The organism is Ruegeria sp. G12 (assembly GCF_056533565.1).
In genome coordinates this window covers 492,608-508,846 of the sequence record NZ_JBQFOO010000001.1, presented here as the reverse complement: position 1 = coordinate 508,846, position 16,239 = coordinate 492,608, and the positions used below count along the sequence as shown (strand labels likewise).

Annotated in this window: 15 protein-coding genes; 3 read left to right on the top strand and 12 right to left on the bottom strand. The window is 55.3% G+C overall.

Going from position 1 to position 16,239, the window contains the following annotated elements; translation table 11 throughout:
* The first annotated feature begins 30 nt into the window (after positions 1-30).
* Positions 31-1,314 (top strand): hypothetical protein, encoded by a 1,284-nt coding sequence (locus ACR0JN_RS02540; RefSeq protein WP_480883968.1) that lies wholly within the window; start codon positions 31-33, stop codon positions 1,312-1,314.
* A 46-nt stretch (positions 1,315-1,360) separates the two neighbouring features.
* On the opposite strand, the gene pip is transcribed toward ACR0JN_RS02540, so the two are convergent.
* The 3 genes from pip to ACR0JN_RS02525 all read right to left on the bottom strand — a co-directional run bounded on the left by pip (position 1,361) and on the right by ACR0JN_RS02525 (position 5,086).
* Positions 1,361-2,317: a prolyl aminopeptidase gene (gene pip / locus ACR0JN_RS02535; protein WP_480883966.1), complete on the bottom strand. Its 957-nt coding sequence runs from the start codon at positions 2,315-2,317 to the stop codon at positions 1,361-1,363.
* A 377-nt stretch (positions 2,318-2,694) separates the two neighbouring features.
* Complete coding sequence (locus tag ACR0JN_RS02530) at positions 2,695-4,062, bottom strand: dipeptidase (RefSeq protein ID WP_480883965.1); 1,368 nt, start codon at positions 4,060-4,062, stop codon at positions 2,695-2,697.
* Positions 4,063-4,312: 250 nt separating this feature from the next.
* Entirely contained in the window at positions 4,313-5,086 is a 774-nt protein-coding gene (locus ACR0JN_RS02525) for a TIGR01458 family HAD-type hydrolase (protein ID WP_480883964.1), read from the bottom strand.
* A gap of 278 nt (positions 5,087-5,364) precedes the next feature.
* Between ACR0JN_RS02525 and ACR0JN_RS02520 the strand changes: the two genes are divergently transcribed.
* Positions 5,365-6,093: a GDSL-type esterase/lipase family protein gene (locus ACR0JN_RS02520; RefSeq protein WP_480883963.1), complete on the top strand. Its 729-nt coding sequence runs from the start codon at positions 5,365-5,367 to the stop codon at positions 6,091-6,093.
* A gap of 63 nt (positions 6,094-6,156) precedes the next feature.
* Positions 6,157-6,714: a hypothetical protein gene (locus tag ACR0JN_RS02515; RefSeq protein ID WP_480819040.1), complete on the top strand. Its 558-nt coding sequence runs from the start codon at positions 6,157-6,159 to the stop codon at positions 6,712-6,714.
* Positions 6,715-6,778: 64 nt separating this feature from the next.
* On the opposite strand, the gene ACR0JN_RS02510 is transcribed toward ACR0JN_RS02515, so the two are convergent.
* The 9 genes from ACR0JN_RS02510 to ACR0JN_RS02470 all read right to left on the bottom strand — a co-directional run bounded on the left by ACR0JN_RS02510 (position 6,779) and on the right by ACR0JN_RS02470 (position 16,136).
* Positions 6,779-8,089 (bottom strand): ArsB/NhaD family transporter, encoded by a 1,311-nt coding sequence (locus ACR0JN_RS02510; RefSeq protein ID WP_480883961.1) that lies wholly within the window; start codon positions 8,087-8,089, stop codon positions 6,779-6,781.
* Positions 8,046-9,311, bottom strand: a complete 1,266-nt coding sequence (locus ACR0JN_RS02505) for an MFS transporter (RefSeq protein ID WP_480883960.1) — start codon at positions 9,309-9,311, stop codon at positions 8,046-8,048. The genes ACR0JN_RS02510 and ACR0JN_RS02505 overlap by 44 nt, the downstream gene beginning before the upstream one ends.
* Positions 9,312-9,536: 225 nt before the next feature.
* Entirely contained in the window at positions 9,537-10,244 is a 708-nt protein-coding gene (locus ACR0JN_RS02500; protein WP_480883958.1) for an IS6 family transposase, read from the bottom strand.
* 97 nt (positions 10,245-10,341) lie between these two features.
* Entirely contained in the window at positions 10,342-11,649 is a 1,308-nt protein-coding gene (locus ACR0JN_RS02495) for a TRAP transporter large permease (protein ID WP_170422451.1), read from the bottom strand.
* Entirely contained in the window at positions 11,649-12,146 is a 498-nt protein-coding gene (locus tag ACR0JN_RS02490; RefSeq protein WP_480883957.1) for a TRAP transporter small permease, read from the bottom strand. The genes ACR0JN_RS02495 and ACR0JN_RS02490 overlap by 1 nt, the downstream gene beginning before the upstream one ends.
* Before the next feature lie 65 nt (positions 12,147-12,211).
* The gene (gene dctP / locus ACR0JN_RS02485; protein ID WP_480883955.1) at positions 12,212-13,225 is read right to left on the bottom strand and encodes a TRAP transporter substrate-binding protein DctP; all 1,014 of its coding nucleotides are present in this window, start codon (positions 13,223-13,225) and stop codon (positions 12,212-12,214) included.
* Positions 13,226-13,318: 93 nt separating this feature from the next.
* Positions 13,319-13,930, bottom strand: a complete 612-nt coding sequence (gene leuD, locus ACR0JN_RS02480) for a 3-isopropylmalate dehydratase small subunit (RefSeq protein ID WP_480883954.1) — start codon at positions 13,928-13,930, stop codon at positions 13,319-13,321.
* Entirely contained in the window at positions 13,930-15,336 is a 1,407-nt protein-coding gene (leuC, locus tag ACR0JN_RS02475) for a 3-isopropylmalate dehydratase large subunit (protein WP_480883953.1), read from the bottom strand. Before leuC ends, leuD begins: the two co-directional genes overlap by 1 nt.
* Positions 15,333-16,136: a GntR family transcriptional regulator gene (locus tag ACR0JN_RS02470; RefSeq protein WP_480883952.1), complete on the bottom strand. Its 804-nt coding sequence runs from the start codon at positions 16,134-16,136 to the stop codon at positions 15,333-15,335. Before ACR0JN_RS02470 ends, leuC begins: the two co-directional genes overlap by 4 nt.
* Positions 16,137-16,239 lie beyond the last annotated feature (103 nt).

The window sequence follows — 16,239 nt, the reverse complement described above, 5'->3', positions numbered from 1 at the left end:
GGCTCAGTCTATGGCAAAAAGTTCAACGAAATGAGTGCTGAAGGCAAGAAATCGGGTTCGACGCAAAAAAAGAACCGCGCATACCTGCTTTGGGGTGGCATCGCTGATTCCTTGTCCGACATTCTTGCCAGCCCGAGCATTGTGCTTCCGTTTCTATATCTTGCGCTGGGGGCACCGCAATTTCTCGCCGGGCTGCTACTTCCATGTGTCAAAGGTGCCCGGATTGTCGCTGAAGCCATGATGTCGCCTTATGTGCGCGTGGGGGATCGCTCCAAAAAAGCGATGATACTTCCCAATCTCGTCATTGCTTTAGTCCTGGCCATCTTGGCCCTGTCGGGTGCAGCCCTTTCCGATGGGGTCGTCATGGTGCTGTTTGTGTTGGTGTCCTTGATCGTGGGCAGCTGCTACGGAATCTGGGCTTTGGGCAGCAACCACATCTATGGGGCGGAACTCGAAGAAGAAGAGCGCGGGCAGATCGTCTTCACGCAACTGGCCTTCAGTTGTATTATTGCAATCGCCCTTGTGTGGGCCACACGGGCGCTGATGGTTGGAGAAACTCCGTTCGAGCGTCATCGCGTTTTGCTTTGGTTGGGTGTGCTGGCACTTTTGGTTTCGTGCTTTTGCATGTTCCGACTTGTGCTTACAAAAACTCCGGACGAGGTTAGCGATCCAGAGGTTCCAGAGGAAAAAGAGTCTTTTTTCAATCAGGTTTTGCGTGGTTGGTCCCTGGCGCTGCAATATGCGTGGTTCCGCCGCTTCCTTGTCGCGCGATTGTTCTTTTTGTCAGTCGAACTGGCCACGCCATTCTACACTATTCATGCGGCGACATTTCATCTTTCTACTCCGCACATACTGACCATCTTTGTAACGGCAACAAGCGCTGGACGCGCGCTTGGTGCCGTATTGTGGCGGCGGGTTGTGCGCAAGTCGATCCGATACACAATCGCCGGTGCGTCATTAATTGCGTGCCTTTCCGCGCTTATGGCGATCGGGTTTGACCTGTTCGGTCTGGCAAGCAATCCTTGGGTTTATGCCGCAACGATCTTTTTTCTGTCCTTTGGGATCGGAGGAGAAACTGAAGGCCGGTACTTGTACCTGCTTTCGATGTCGTCTGACAGCAATCGCCCCTATATGGTCGCGCTCTCGGACGCGGCGGCTGGTATCGGCGGGATCATTTTCGCCGCGGTGCTTGGCCTGGTGGCGCAAATCCAAAGCGTTCTTATCCCATTAACCGTGTTGGCCGTACTTAACGCTATTTCTGTCTATCTAGCCCTGTCGCTGACTGAGAAGACAGAAAAAACACCCTCATTTTAATGCGTCCGGGACGAAAGTGGAAATCTGTCATTGCCCTGATGGCGAGCTATTGCGACTGCTGCATTTTGTTCGCTGCGGCGATGATGGCGTCGGCAAGGGGGCCATAGAGCGTTCCGTGCAATCCACCCGCAACAACGACAAGTTCCGATCGGGGCAGGGCCTTATGCAGACGCCAAGGTGTCCAAAACGGAGCCGAGAGGTCGAGCCGACTGTGTATAAGTTGTATCTTCAGTTCGGCAAGTTTGTGGGCCTGTTCCAACAGCGGCACGTCAAGCCAGGCAAGATTCTGAAAGTAATGTGTGACGATCCTTGCAAAACCGAGCCGAAAGCGTGCGTCTTCATACGATGGATTGCGTTCTACCCGCGGGTCCAAGCTTACTACGGCGGCTTCCCATTTGCACCACGCAAACGCAGCAGCGGATCGCAAACCTGCATCTTCACCCACGAGAAGATCGTTGTAGCCTGCCGCAATTTCAATTCCGTTGCGGGCGTCTGGTACCAACGCGTGGAACTCTTCATGTGCTTCTGGCAAAAAGCGACGAGCGCCAAAATAAAGAAAGTCGAGATCTTCTCGCGATGTCATTGCCACCGCAGCGAGGATCAGACCGTTTACCCGCTCCAGATGCTCAAGTGCATAAGCCACCGCCAATGTGGTACCCCATGAAGCACCATAGATGCACCAATTCGCCAGCCCCAAACGGGTGCGCAGGCGCTCTAGATCGTGGATCAAGTGTTTTGTAGTATTCGCATTGAGGGCGTCCACGCTGTCGCCCGCGTGCGGTGTCGATCGCCCTGCCCCCCTTTGGTCAATTGTGACAATGTGCCAAAGTTCCGGATCGAACAACTGGACCATTTGCGGTCGCGTGCCGCCCCCGGGCCCTCCGTGCAGCAACACGATAGCTGGCGCATTTTCGTTACCGAACGTCTGCCAAAACACAGAGTGGCCATCTTCTTCGGGCAAAAACCCGGAAAGCAGAGGCGGCGAAGGATGATAAAGAGCCATAACGTTCTCATATCCCGCTTTGTAAAGCGTAGATAGATCAATGCGTGCAACCGCTCGGTTTCGACTCTGTGCGACAGAATAGGTCCAACAATCATCTTTGAGTTGGAGCCCACAAACTCCGAGTAATTTCGGATCGTGCCGCAGGGTTTCATCAGTTTCTGACAGTCATAGAGCATAAGCTTAAACAGCTCATATTCGGAAACACGCTGCCGGTGTCTCAAACCAGTCTCACCTCCGATAGATGATCTGGAACATGATCAGTGGCTGGTCACGCATCATGAAGACCGATTTCTTCCAGAGGTGTGGTATGTCATTGACCGCACCCATGCCGTGATGCCGGAAGCTTGTGAAAATGGGTGAACCGAGGCTGCAGAAGCCTATTCACCCAAACGTTCCATCAACCGAGCATAGGCTGTTTGGCCGCGCCGGAAGGTTGGCAGACGGAAGAACTCGTCCGGGGCATGTTGGTTTTCATCTTCATGCCCAAACGCAAACATAACGGCATGCAAACCTAGCTCGTCAAGTAAGGTCGACATCACAGGGATCGAGCCTCCAACCCGGGTTTTGTACGCGGGTTTGCCATAAACCTCTTCGAGGACCTGTCCCGCGATTGCGGTTGCGTTGTGTCCGACCGGTACTAGGAAAGGGTCCGCGCGACCAGGATTGCGAGATACCTGAGCCGTCACACCAGGCGGGCAGTGAGCTTCGACATGGGCTGAGATCAGGTCAAAGACTTTTTTGGGATTTTGGTTTGCGACCAGTCGGCAAGTTATCTTGGCCGAGGCCAACGCGGGCAAAACGGTCTTTGTACCTTCCCCTTGCCAACCGCTGGTCAGCCCGTTCACCTCAAGCGTTGGACGTGCCCACAGGTTTTCACGTGTGGAATATCCCGGCTCGCCCAAGGTTGCTGGCGCTCCGGTCTGGGCCAGATAGGCCGCCTCGTCCCAGGGCACCCGCGCAATTGCCGCGCGATCTTCATCGGTCAGCTCTACGACATCGTCGTAGAAGCCATCCACCGTGATCAGACCATCGGTCGATTTCATGCTGGCCAGCAACTGGGCCAGCGCCATCGCGGGGTTTGCGACACCGCCGCCATGCATACCGGAATGCAGATCAGATTTCGCGCCTCGAACCGAGATCTCAAACGAGGTGAGCCCTTTCAGACCCAGAACCAGTTGTGGCGTCTCGGTATCCCACTGGCTGCCATCGGCGGAAAAGATCATATCAGCCTGAAGCCGGTCGAGATTTGCCTCGATAAAAGGTGGAAGGTCGGGGGACCCGATCTCTTCCTGGCCTTCAAAGAAAAACCGGACATTTACAGGCAACTTCCCAGTCTCCGCCAGCAAAGCCTCGGCGGCAAGGATTGGGATTAGCATGGCACCTTTATCGTCTGTCGCCCCACGCCCGTAAATCCGATCCCCGCGGATCGTCGGCTGGAACGGAGGCGAAGACCAGAGATCAAAAGGTTCGGCCGGTTGTACGTCAAAATGGCCATAGATCAGGATTGTGGGTGCATCGGGTCCAGCATGCAGCCAATCGGCACAGACCACCGGATGGCCTGCTGTCTCCATCATCTGAACGTTTTCCATTCCCGCCGCAACCAGCCGATCAACGACCCACTGCCCGGCTTTTCGAACATCGCCTGCGTTTTCGGGTTTGGCTGAAACCGACGGTATACGAATGAAGTCACACAGCTCTTCGACAAAGCGCGATTGGTGTGTATCGAGATATTCCGTCCAGCTCATTCCATGCCCTCTCTGATGCTGGCGCTTAACTTACGATACTACACGTGGCCCGCAAGTCGGCAGAAGACAACTTGGTAAGCGTAACGACCCGAAAAGGACTTACCAGTACTAGCGGCCCAAACCGGACATTGAACTTCGCCAACAAATACTGCGACGCGGCCAGCCCAACCTGCCGTTCGCCACGAGCGTAAAACCAGAGGCCAACTGAACACCCACAACGCGACACTCAGAGGGTGTCAGATCCTACCCATCATCGGGCATGGAGCTTCATCACCCAGCCAACTGCTTCGGATATGTCATCTGCCACGAAAGAAGGTACCAGATCGTATCGCTTTTCCTCGCCAGGGCGGTACTTCCCGGTGCGGACCAGGATGGCTTTGCCGACACCCGCTTTTAGCGCTCCGGCGACGTCGTTTTCGGCGTCATCCCCTATCATGATGACTTCCGCGAGTGGTAATCCCATACTGTTTACAGCCGCCCGAAAAAACGTGGCCGATGGTTTCCCCAAGACTTGAGCCTCGACTTGGGCCGCGTATTCAAGGCCATGCACAAACGCTCCGGCATCAAGACTGAGCGCGCCGTCGGAATCGCAAAAAACCCGGTTCGCTGCCAACGCTAAGAAAGGGGCACCTTGGTCAAGAGCGCGAAACGCTGCATTTAGGTTCTCGTAGTTAAAAGACTGCGCCGCATCACCCAAAACTACAGCGGCAGGCTTTCCCTGAACCACCCCTTTAAAATCCTCTATCAGGTCTGGATGTACCAAAAGGTGAGGAGAATACCCGTTTTGATTCAACCAGTCACAAGCAGCCTGAGAAGGAGTGATGACTTCGTTCGTGTCGACTGCAAAGCCGAATTGATTCAGCCTTTCGACAATTAGCCGCTTGGGTCTGCGAGTGGTGTTTGTGAGAAAACGGATTGGGATCTCTTGCGTTCTACATCGATCCACCGCTTCCTTGGCGCCCGAGATCACTTGCGTTCCGTTGTAAAGAACACCCGATATATCAAGGAGAAGACCATTAGCCATGACACCTCAATGCTAGTGCAGGTCTTCCGCTGTGATCAAGCAGGAGACCCAAGCGGAAAAAGCTCGTTTGTAAACTGCCTCAGCTTGGATGGTACCCATACCTTGAAGCTGCCGTACAGCCTTGGCGACCCTTGCCACGGTACGAGCCGCCGAACCGAACCTTCGTTGTGTGCGTAGAAGCTGCCGCTAAGTGACAGCTTGCCCTGAAGGACCTTGCCGTTCGCCGCCTCGCTAGCCAGTGTCGCGGCTCAAGGCTTGAGGTCCTTTCCAGCACGAGTATGCTGGCCTTGAGCAATGAAAAGCGAGCTATTGTGACCGAGGAAATACAGAGTCAGCAGGCTGACGACCCGAGGTCAGTGCTATGCTTCGGAGATTCCTTGACCTGGGGGTTTGATCCGCGCGGCGGTGCTGACTTTGTCCGGTACGGATTCACTGAACGATGGACGAGGCGGCTGCAGGCGGAACTCGGTACAGCCTACTACGTGATCGAAGACGGGTTGAATGGCAGAACCACAGTCTTCGACGATCCCATGATCGGCGAAACGAGCGGTCTCGCCCAATTGCCAATAGCGCTCAAGACGCACATGCCACTCGATCTTGTTATAATCCTTCTGGGATCAAATGACGTGAAGACTCGCTTCAATGTAAATGGCGATGAAATCGCCCGTGGTCTCGGCCGCCTTCTGGAAATCGTGTCGAAATCGAATGTTGGAACCGATGGCCGGGCACCTGCAACGCTGGTTTTGGTGCCTCCTGCGATGGGTGACGTGAGCAGAACTTGGCTGGCACCGTTGTTCGATCCCGTTCAATGCCCGGCCGCGCTGAAACGGCTTCGCGACACATATCCCCCGGTCGCCGCCACGTTTGGCGCGCGGTGCTTTGATATCAATGAAGTGGTCGGTCCCGGCACCATTGATGGCGTACACTTCGACCCAAATTCGTTGCAACCGGTCGCTATTGCGCTCGCTGAAATCATCCGCGACATGCTAGGTGGATCGAGGAAATAGCCGTCTTCGAACAGCAATGAGCGAACGCTGCGAGGTGCGTTTAGAAAAGGACTGCTAAACTGAATGAGCATTTCTGGAAAAATGCCACCGAGCATCAGAGTATACCCGGCTGACGCTGCGCCGGATGAGGTAATTGATGCTTATATTTTTGAGCTAAAAGAACAGATCAATCGTACACCTGCAAATTTGAACAACATATCGAAGGATATGCTTACCGCACCGGGAAACAACCTTGTCGTGGTATTTGAGAATGGCAAAGTGCTTGGTGGCCTTTATACGAAACCCGAGAGTTGGGATGGCCTTCGAATCCGCAAATTGAACGGCTTGTTCTCAACACTAAAGGGCCAGGGATTGGCACGTCATATTATTGCCCGCGCAATGAGTCTGCCTTGGGACACAGACAAACTCGCCGCTGTTGTCCGAGTTATGCCATCGGGCGAGGTCAATGCAGCCGCAGCTCGGGCGTTTGCATTGAACGGATTCTTTCCAACTGGAATAAGGCGTTTTTCGATTTCTGACAACGCACTCGATTCACACCTTTATGCAACCGCCGAACCAGACGGTGAAACTTATCGTGCCGTGATGCTTGTCTCGCGATTAAAAGATCAGGGAACCGGCTAGTACAGTTCAAAAAACTGCCGGACCCGTAGCTGCGGCTCCGAGCCGGTGCAAATCAGTTTGTTCATCAAAACGCCTTGCCGGACAAGTGAGCCTCAAGAAGCAAAATCCAACCAACCGTAATCCCGGTCGAAACTAGCCCGATGGGCATGACATCCTTCATGAACTGGGTGAACGTCACTTCCTGCGCCCCCATGCGATCCGCCATTTGCAAGACGATGACATTGCTAGCCGCGCTGATGATGAAGACGTTCCCAGCCAGGGTCGAGATACCGGCAAGCATCATCAGATTTGGCACATCGAAAGAAGGCATCAGCTTCAGGTACATATCGACCAGTGGCACGTTTGAAAAAATCTGGCTGCCAAAAAAGCTGATACCGGCTGTCACCAGCGGTTCACTCATATGCTCGCGCTCTTCGCCCAGAATAGTCTGCAACGATCCCGAATTCAGCAGCGCACCCGTTACAATGAACATGGATACAAAGAATACCAACGTAGGCCAGTCGAGGCGGACAAAGGTTTTCAGCCGGGCACTATCAAACAAGTAGACTGGCAAACAGGCGATGGCTGCTGCGACCCCCAGTGGATACCCGAAGTCTGATCCGGTGGCTGCCAGAACACTCTCAACGGTTACAAGAACGACAAGGACAATAATGGCCAGAAGCACTGGCCATTTAACCCCGCCATTTTCCTCTACTACATCCGCCTTTTCCACGCTTGGAGTCGAAACCAACATTCGCTTGGAAAGCCAAAATGCACTGCCTCCCAAACAGATCAACGTGGGAACAATGAGCCAGTGAACAAACGTAATCATGGGGGCCGGAACTTGGCCGCTGGCCGCAATCAACAAGTTCTGCGGGTTCCCAATAGGCGTGGCCATGCTGCCGATCGTGACGGTAACGCAAAGCGCGATCAGAAAGGTTCGCTGGTCAGCTCCGGTTTGACGCGCCAACATCAGCGCAATGGGTGTGCCGATAATTGCAGCCGCGTCATTGGTCAGGACTGCGGCGATCAGCGCGAACAGAAGCATGAACGCCACGAGTGAGACGCCGGGCGTTCGCCAGCCTACCATCCAGCCCGCGATCCGGTGCGATATACCGTTTTCGTACAGGGAGCGCCCAATGGAGAAGACGGAAAACAGGTAAAGCATGACATTCCAGTCTATCGCCTTAACAGCGGATTTCGGAGATATTGCGCCCGTGATCAGCAGAGCGAATGCTCCTGCCGTCATGACATGCCATATTTTGATAGACGCAGGCAGCCATTCGCGGATGGCAATCAGAGTGAAAACGGCAATTGAGACCCCAAGACTGAAGGACAATGTGCTACTCCGGTTAAGATTGCGCGGCGTCAGGCTTGTTCTGATTGCGGCTTGCATGCGGAGCCGTTTCCGGCATCAGAGTGGCGAAAATCAATGCCCCCAGCAGCGAGACGGCTGCAAGAAAGTAAAACGCCATATCGTAACTGCTTATCTGCACGATCTCTTCCGCCGCCAGATTGCTGACTGAAGCTCCAACTCCGACGAGGGTGGCCAACGCCCCTTGTGCGATATTGAACCGCCCGGTTCCTTTAATCACATCCGAAACGATGAGCAAAAACAGAACGGCAAAGATTCCGTTTGCTACGCCGTCCAACGACTGAATGGCGACAAGCGCCACGCTATTGTCTGTCAGAGTATAGAGAAAGGCGCGGATCGGAAGAATTGAGAAAGCAACCAAAAACAGTGGCTTGCGCCCCCAATGATCTGCGGTCCGGCCACAGAGAACCGCCATTCCGACCATAATGAACTGTGCCGAGATGATGCAAGCCGAGGTGAACGCAATCCCGGCCTTGGTATCGCCTCCGCTGGCGACCTTCTGGCTCACCAAAGGTAGCATACTGGCATTTGCACAGTGAAACAGGACGATCGAAACGCCAAAAATCAGAAGACGCCTGTCACTGAAGATCGTAGCAAAGCCGCTAGGCTTTTCGGCGCCCGATCTGTCCTCTGCAACGCCACCACGGGCAGTTTCGTGGTCAATATCGTTGGGTCTGATCAGCATGGTGCAAAAAATCATGCCCACACACATCACGGTTATCAGGATAAACACCCCATTTACATAGCCTGCCAATGCTAAACCCGCAGCAATCCCCGCCGCCACCACGTTCCCTGCGTGGTTCCATGCTTGGTTCGCACTGGTTTGGCGGGTAAACGCCTGTCGCCCAACAACGCCCAGCGTCATGGCTGCAATCAGCGGACCGAGAAAAGCCAGCGCGACACCTATTGTCGCCTGCGCGCCATAGATCGCAATCGCCTCGTTAGATACAACAAGGGTCAAAGCCGCCAAACCCACAGCTGCGACACAAACAACCATCAAAGCCCGCTTGGCGCGTATCCAATCAATCAATGCTCCGGCCGGTGTCTGTGCCAGCACCGTTACAATTGATCCGAGGGCAAGTGCGAAACCGATGTTCTGGGGCGACCAGTGAAGTTGGGCCAAAAGGTAGATCGCCAAGTAGGGGCCGAACCCTGCGGTCACATCTCCGGCAAAGAAATTCATACCCAACAAAGGTCGGTTCAACCGCGCATGCGGTACCGTATCCACCGGCGTGTCAGTCAAATCGCCTTGCACAAAACAAGCGCCTCCATGTCAGCACAGCAGATAAGTTCACTTTGGTTGATTGGAAGTTTTTTTTCAACCCAGGCGCGTTTCCTGCATGGAACTTGTAGCCCATTAAGGGTGAAAGCCAGTTTGCTCCGATAGGAGCCGGCGCTAACCAGTCATTCGTGGGGGTGCTGTCAGACGAATTCGAACCAGTCTCAGGTTACCGCCAAATCCGCGAACCTATCCGGAACAAAGTTGACGCCACTCGCTTAGAGCGGCGGCGCGTGTCAGCTTGAAGGTGTCTCGGCTGGCTAGCGGTCTTTCCTGGTTGAAGTGGTTGTAGACGGAGGAATGGACGGAGGCGAATTTCTGTAGACTTCGCATGCGTCTGAAACGCTGCATCGCGCGTTCGCGTCGTCGAAACGGAAGATGCGAATTCTCAACGCGGTTGTTGAGCCACCTGCCCGTCTGTTGTTTTTCGTGCGCGCTCATTTCTCTGAGCGCAGCCTTGTAGGAAGCGAAGCGATCTGTGACGATCTCTTCGGCGCAACCGTGTCGCTTCATTAACTTCTTGAGGAATTTCAGTGCTGCCTGTTTGTTTCGGCGCTTGGTAACAACCGCTTCCTGCACTTCACCTTCGTGATCGACCGCACGCCATAGATAGTGGCGTTTGCCATTCACCTTCACAAAAACCTCGTCCACGTGCCACTTCCAATTCGAGAATGCGCGCAGCTGCTGAACACGCTTTCGTCGGATCTCAGCGGCAAACACCGGCCCGAACCTATTCCACCAATATCGGACAGTTTCATGGCTGACATCGATCCCGCGTTCATGAAGTAGGTCTTCAACATTCCGAAGCGAGAGCGGAAATCGGATGTACAACATCACCGCAAGGAGGATGATCTCAGAGCTGGTTTTGAAGTATTTGAAGGAGGCTGGTTTGGTCATTGCTAAATGCTATGCAACCACTCTGTCCCGCTCAACCAAAGTTCTTCTGACAAGACCTTCGCAAGGGCATTCATCCACTTTCCACAAAAGAACAGTCTTACAAGGATGGCAGGAACAGTGCCAAATTTGGGAACACGATCAGTAGTACGACCAACAGGATCGAGCAGAATATGAAGGGGAAGGCGGACGTGTAGATTTCGCGCATCGTTGTGCCAGGCGGTGCGACACCTTTCATCACAAACAGCAGCAACCCAAATGGTGGTGTAGTGAAGCTGATCTCGAGTGAGAGCAACATGATCAGACCGAACCAGATCGGATCAAACCCGAGTGTCTGCGCCAGTGGAAAGAAGATTGGCACGGTCAGCAACATGATCGAAATCTGCTCCATGAACATGCCAAGTAACAACAAGACAGCGAACATCACTGTCAGCATGGCCAATGGAGCAAGTTCAAACGCGATGGCCCAGTTCACCAGTCCTCGCGATGCTCCAGAAAATGCCAAAAGCTGGCTGAACGTGGCCGAGCCGAAGACGATCAAATAGGCCATCAGCGTGACCTTGAGAGCACCGATGACCGACTTTTTGATCGCCTCCCACGAAAGGCAACGAAAAATCGCAGCCAGGATCAATACGCCTAACGCGCCAAACGCTGCTGCCTCGGATGGGGTGACAAAGCCACGGATCATCAAGACGATAATCACGACCATAACACCAACCATCGGCACGACCTCAGTCATGAGCAATTTCAGGCGGTACGCCAACGACATAGGCTCGACGTCGTAGGCAGGAGCCGCCTCGGGATCCAGCCGAGTCTGGAGCCAGATTGTGCCAATGTAGAATAAGGCGAGTATCAGGCCGGGAATGACTCCGGCTATCAGCAATGCTGCGACGTCTATCTGTGCCAGCGTGGCCAGTAGAACGGCAAGCGCCGAGGGCGGGATGATGATCGCCAAGCCACCGGTTCCCAAAATTGGTCCAATGCTCATGTATGATTTATATCCGCGGCGGTTCATTTCGGGGACCATGAGCGACCCCAAAAGCGCGGTTGAGCCCATCGACGACCCAGACAACGTTGAAAACGCGGTGCCGCCAAGAACCGTCACATAGCTCAGCCGTCCCGGCAGTCGGCCAAGCAGTTTGTCTATCGCGCTGAACATGCGCCCACCCAACCCGGTGTGAAAGAATATCTCACCCATCAACAAGAACAGCGGGATTGGCATCAACGCGTATTTAGTCAATGCACCCAGCCCGTTGTTGAGGAGCTGCGTGACGCCGCGCTCCCCCCCCATAAAGACCCATGCGCCCAGAATGTTGGCTGCAAGAAAAGCCAGTGCCACGGGCATTCCGATGGCCATCAGGAACACTATCGACCCAAGCAGCAGGGCAAGCGCTTCGTACCACTCCACTATTCGTGTATCCCTGCTTCTCCGCTGTGCATCAGCTCAGGCCCGAAGACAAAGCGCGAAAATTCGATCGCCATCATTCCAAACGATAGTGGAAAGGCGATAGTCAGCATCCATCGGGGGAAATAGTAAGCTCGGGTGTCGTAGTCCCCGCGCTCGATATTCGTCTGGACTAGATCAGCCCCCTGCCACGCGAGGATCAGGCAGACCAGCACGCAGGCGGCTGCCACCGCACGGCTGACAATCCGGCGCAAACCAGTAGGCAGCGAGGCCGTCACCAGTTCGATGTGGACGTGGCCCTTTTCCCGTACCAGCCAAGGCGCGCCCAGCATGGTCATGTACAACAGCCCGTATTCTGCAGAAGTAAACAGCCAAGCAAAGGGTTGCAGCCCGGCATTTCGCATCAGAACTGACGTGATGACAGATAGCATTAGCCAAACCAGCAATAGACCAGCGATAATGGCCATGCCAAACAGCACCGCGTCATAAATCCTTTTCATCATCTCGCCTGCTCTGCCCCTAGTAGTGAAAGGCCCGTACGTCTGGGACGGGCCTGTCAGTGGTCTTAGTTCGCAGAGTCGAGATCGTAGAACAGCTCGATCAGGCGATCATAGTTGTCGGTGCCGCCGGGCTGCTCGGCCATCAGGCCCTTCATACGCTCCCATGTCTTTTCGCGGGCCGCGGCAAGGTAGTTTGCCTTTGCCTCACCTTCCAGCGTGACAATTGTCATGCCTGCAGCGTCCAGGGCCGCAAAGTCTTCATCGCGTTTGCTGCGCAGGGCTTCAACACTGTCCTTTTCGTGTTGGATCGCAACGTCTTGCAGGATCGTACGCGCCTCTTCAGACAGCGAGTTCCAGCGGTCGAGGTTCACGATGACGCCGAGATCAGTCGAGAAGAAGCATGGTTCGATGCGGTAGTTCAGGAACTCGTTCCACTTCAGGTCGATCAAGCCGATCTGAGTCCAGCCTGTCGCATCAACGACGCCACGCTGCAGGGCCGAGTAGACCTCGCCCGTGGGCAGGTCGATGACTTGCGCACCAAGGTAATTGGTGAAGAAAGCATTGTAGACGTTGTTGCCGCGCAGCTTCAAACCTTCGACTTCCAGATTGCCGTCAGCATCGAAACTGGGTTCGTTACGGGTCCAAAGGTTGTAGCAGACGCCGCTGTCGAACCAGCCGAGGTATTTCAGGCCCATTTTGTCCTGATGAATCTGGTCGATCAGTTCCGTTCCGCCATTTTCGCGGGTTTCGATCGCGGTCAGGTTCGACGCGACCATCGCATCTTTCTCGGGCAGAGCGCCACCATAGAACGAGCCCGGCGTGTAAACCATGTCAACGATCCCGTCGCGCACCGCATCGGGCTGTTGGAACATGCCAATGGCTTCCGGCCCGCCGCGCACGTCGATCTGAATGACCCCTTTGCCCGCTTCGTTTACCTTGTCGACAAAGTCCAGAAAGCTTTGGGTATAGATCAGCGTTTCGGGAAAGGCGTGAACCGCCGAGATCGTTTCTTCGGCTTTGGCCGTTCCGGCGACGATCACGGCCCCTGCCAAAAGGCCAGCCAATGCGTTCATCTTCATAGTTATTCCTCCACGTGTTTCAGGGGTATTTTCCTGGTTTCCCCTAATTTCAGGTCTCTTGACCCGTATTGCGTCGTCTTTGCGCGACGTGTCCTAATCCGGTTTGTTCGGCCAGGCCCACGGGGCGGCCTTGTTGCGGTTATCCCGATGAGCACTGATCGTCTGCGTATGTTGCTGGGTCAGGTCGATGTCGTCCCAGCCGTTGATCAGCTTCACACGCCATCCTTCGTCCAGCTCAAAGGTCGCGGTTATGTCCCCGAGGGTCAGACGGTTCTCGGTCAGATCAATCGACGCAAGGCATGGGGCATCTTTCAGGGCCTGCTGTAGTTGCAACACCTTCTCAGCGCCGACACGAGCAGGCAACAGGCCGTTGTTGATGGCGTTGTTTGCGAAGATGTCGCCGAAACTGGGTGCGATGACCGCGCGAATGCCTGCGTCGACCAGCGCATAAACTGCTGCCTCGCGCGACGAGCCGCTGCCAAAGTTATGTCCGGCAACCAGAATGCTGATCCCCTCGTGGCGGTTCAGCGGGAAATCCGCTGACAGCTGTTCATTTTCGTCCCGCCGCATGTCGTGAAGCAAATAGCGGCCGTACCCCTCACTGCGCGGGACTGACATGAAACGCGCCGGGATCAACTGATCCGTGTCGATGTTATCGAACGCCAGTGCCAGGGCCTGCCCCTGTTGAGTGCTCCACCCCGCCATCACGCCGCCCTGCCCTGCAAAAGCGGCCTTACATCCGTAATTGTGCCCGTTACGGCCGCTGCGGCGGCCATCGCCGGGGACATCAGATGCGTTCGCGCGCCCCGTCCCTGACGTCCGCGGAAATTGCGGTTGGTTGAAGATGCGCAGCGCTTGCCCTCGGCCACAACGTCGCCATTCATGCCAACGCACATAGAGCAACCTGACGCGGCCCACTCCAACCCGGCATCTTGGAATATCCTGTCCAACCCTTCGGCTTCGGCCTGCGCCTTAACCCGCGCTGAACCGGGCGCGACAAGCCCCGGCACACGCGCCTGGCGCCCAGACAACACCAAAGCAGCCTCGCGAAGATCTTCAATCCGCCCATTCGTGCAGGAGCCGATAAACACCTGATCCACCTTGATACCGTCCAAAGGCTGCCCCGGCCTCAACGCCATGTACTCCAAAGCTTCTTGTGCTGAATTTGACTTTGCTGGATCAGTGGCGTCTGGACTAGGGATGTTGGCTGTTATGGGCAGGGCTTGTTCCGGGCTGGTGCCCCACGTCACGGTTGGTGCGATGTCAGCTGCGCTCAGCTTAACCTCGCGTTCGAAAACGGCCCCCTCGTCCGTGATCAGGCCGCGCCACGCCTGTTGCGCTCTTTGCATATCCGCGCCCGAAGGCGCGTATTCGCGTCCTTCAAGATAGGCAAACGTTACCTCATCCGGCGCAACCATGCCAAACCGCGCCCCGCCTTCGATTGAGAGGTTGCACAGTGTCATGCGCCCCTCCATCGACAGATCCCGAATTGTCTGTCCTGCATACTCAATCGCGTGGCCCTGCGCACCGCCGCTGCCCAATTGCGCGATCCAGTTCAGGGAGATGTCCTTGGCAGTGACGCCAAACCCCAAACGACCTTCGACGCTTATTCGCATGGCCTTGGGTTTTCGCTGCCAGACCGTCTGCGTCGCCAAAACATGCGCAACCTCTGTTGCCCCGATCCCGAAAGCCAATGCGCCAAATGCCCCGTGAGTGGACGTGTGGCTGTCCCCGCAATTGATAAGCAGCCCGGGCAATGTCAGACCCAACTCGGGCCCGATTACGTGAACGATGCCCTGCGACGGGTCGCTGAGATCGAAAAGTCTGATGTTGTGGTCCGACGCGTTGTTTTGCAAGGTTTCGATCATCCGGGCGATCTTTGGATCGACAATCCGGTCTCGGTTTCTTGTGGGCACGTAATGATCTGCCACCGCAAACGTGAGGGCAGGTTCAGCCACGGATAAGCCGCGCTCTTTCAGCTTGGCAAAGGCATGATGCGACCCTTCATGCACCAAGTGGCGGTCAACCCAAAGCAGCGACACACCATCCTCGCGCCTCAGAACCTCGTGCGTGGCCCAGAGCTTGTCGAGCATGGTGCGCGGTTTGCTCATTTCCCGGGTTCCTCGCTACGTCCGATCGCGGGCTCCCAATGCCTGGCTGAACCGGTCCCCACGCGCGCTAAAGGCATCTCGAGCCGAAACATGTCAGAACGATAGAGGCCCGAAAGATACTCGACCCCATTTCCTTCGACATCCCGAACGATGCGCTTAAGCGACAGCAGGGCTGAGCCGACAGCAACGCCTAGTGCCTTGGCCACGTCAGGCCCCGCCAACGTTGCGGAAACGGTCTGATGCGCCTGCTCAATCTGCACGCCGCTGCGTTCCAGAAGTTTGAACAGCGGTGTCGTAGCGAGGTCGCTTTCCGAGTAGTTCTCCGCAATCAAAGCGGGCACATAGGTCGTCAGATGTGAAAATGGAACATCGTCAGTCAGGCGCACCCGCGTTGCGATCTGCACTTGATGGTCGCTCGGAAGCCCCATGGTCTTTGCCACCACCTCGGGGGCTTTGCCGTAGGAAAACGACAATAGCCGCGCTGTGGTGCTTTGTCCCATTTCGACCAGTTGCGGCATAAGCGTGTTGAAATCCATCGCCGCAGGTGCGCCGAGGGTGGATTGGCCGGATACTCGGGTGCCACTACCGGCTTGACGTTCAATCAGGCCATTTTGCGAAAGGGCGTCCAACGCCCGCCTTATGGTCACGCGTGAGACGCTAAACTTCTCGGCCAGCCGCTGCTCACCGGGCAAGGTTTCCCCTACAGAAAGCTGTCCTTCGGTGATCTGATCGTGCAGATGCAGGTAGACGCGTTGCGCCTTGGTCCCGTCCGGAAGATTGGCCGCGTTGATCTTGTTCACCCGATGATTCCCCTTTCACAGCGCTTTCAATCGTAAAACCGGAACTTGGAAAATCAAGCTTTAGTATCATTGTCGCTCTAGAATTAGTCTTATCATTATCTAT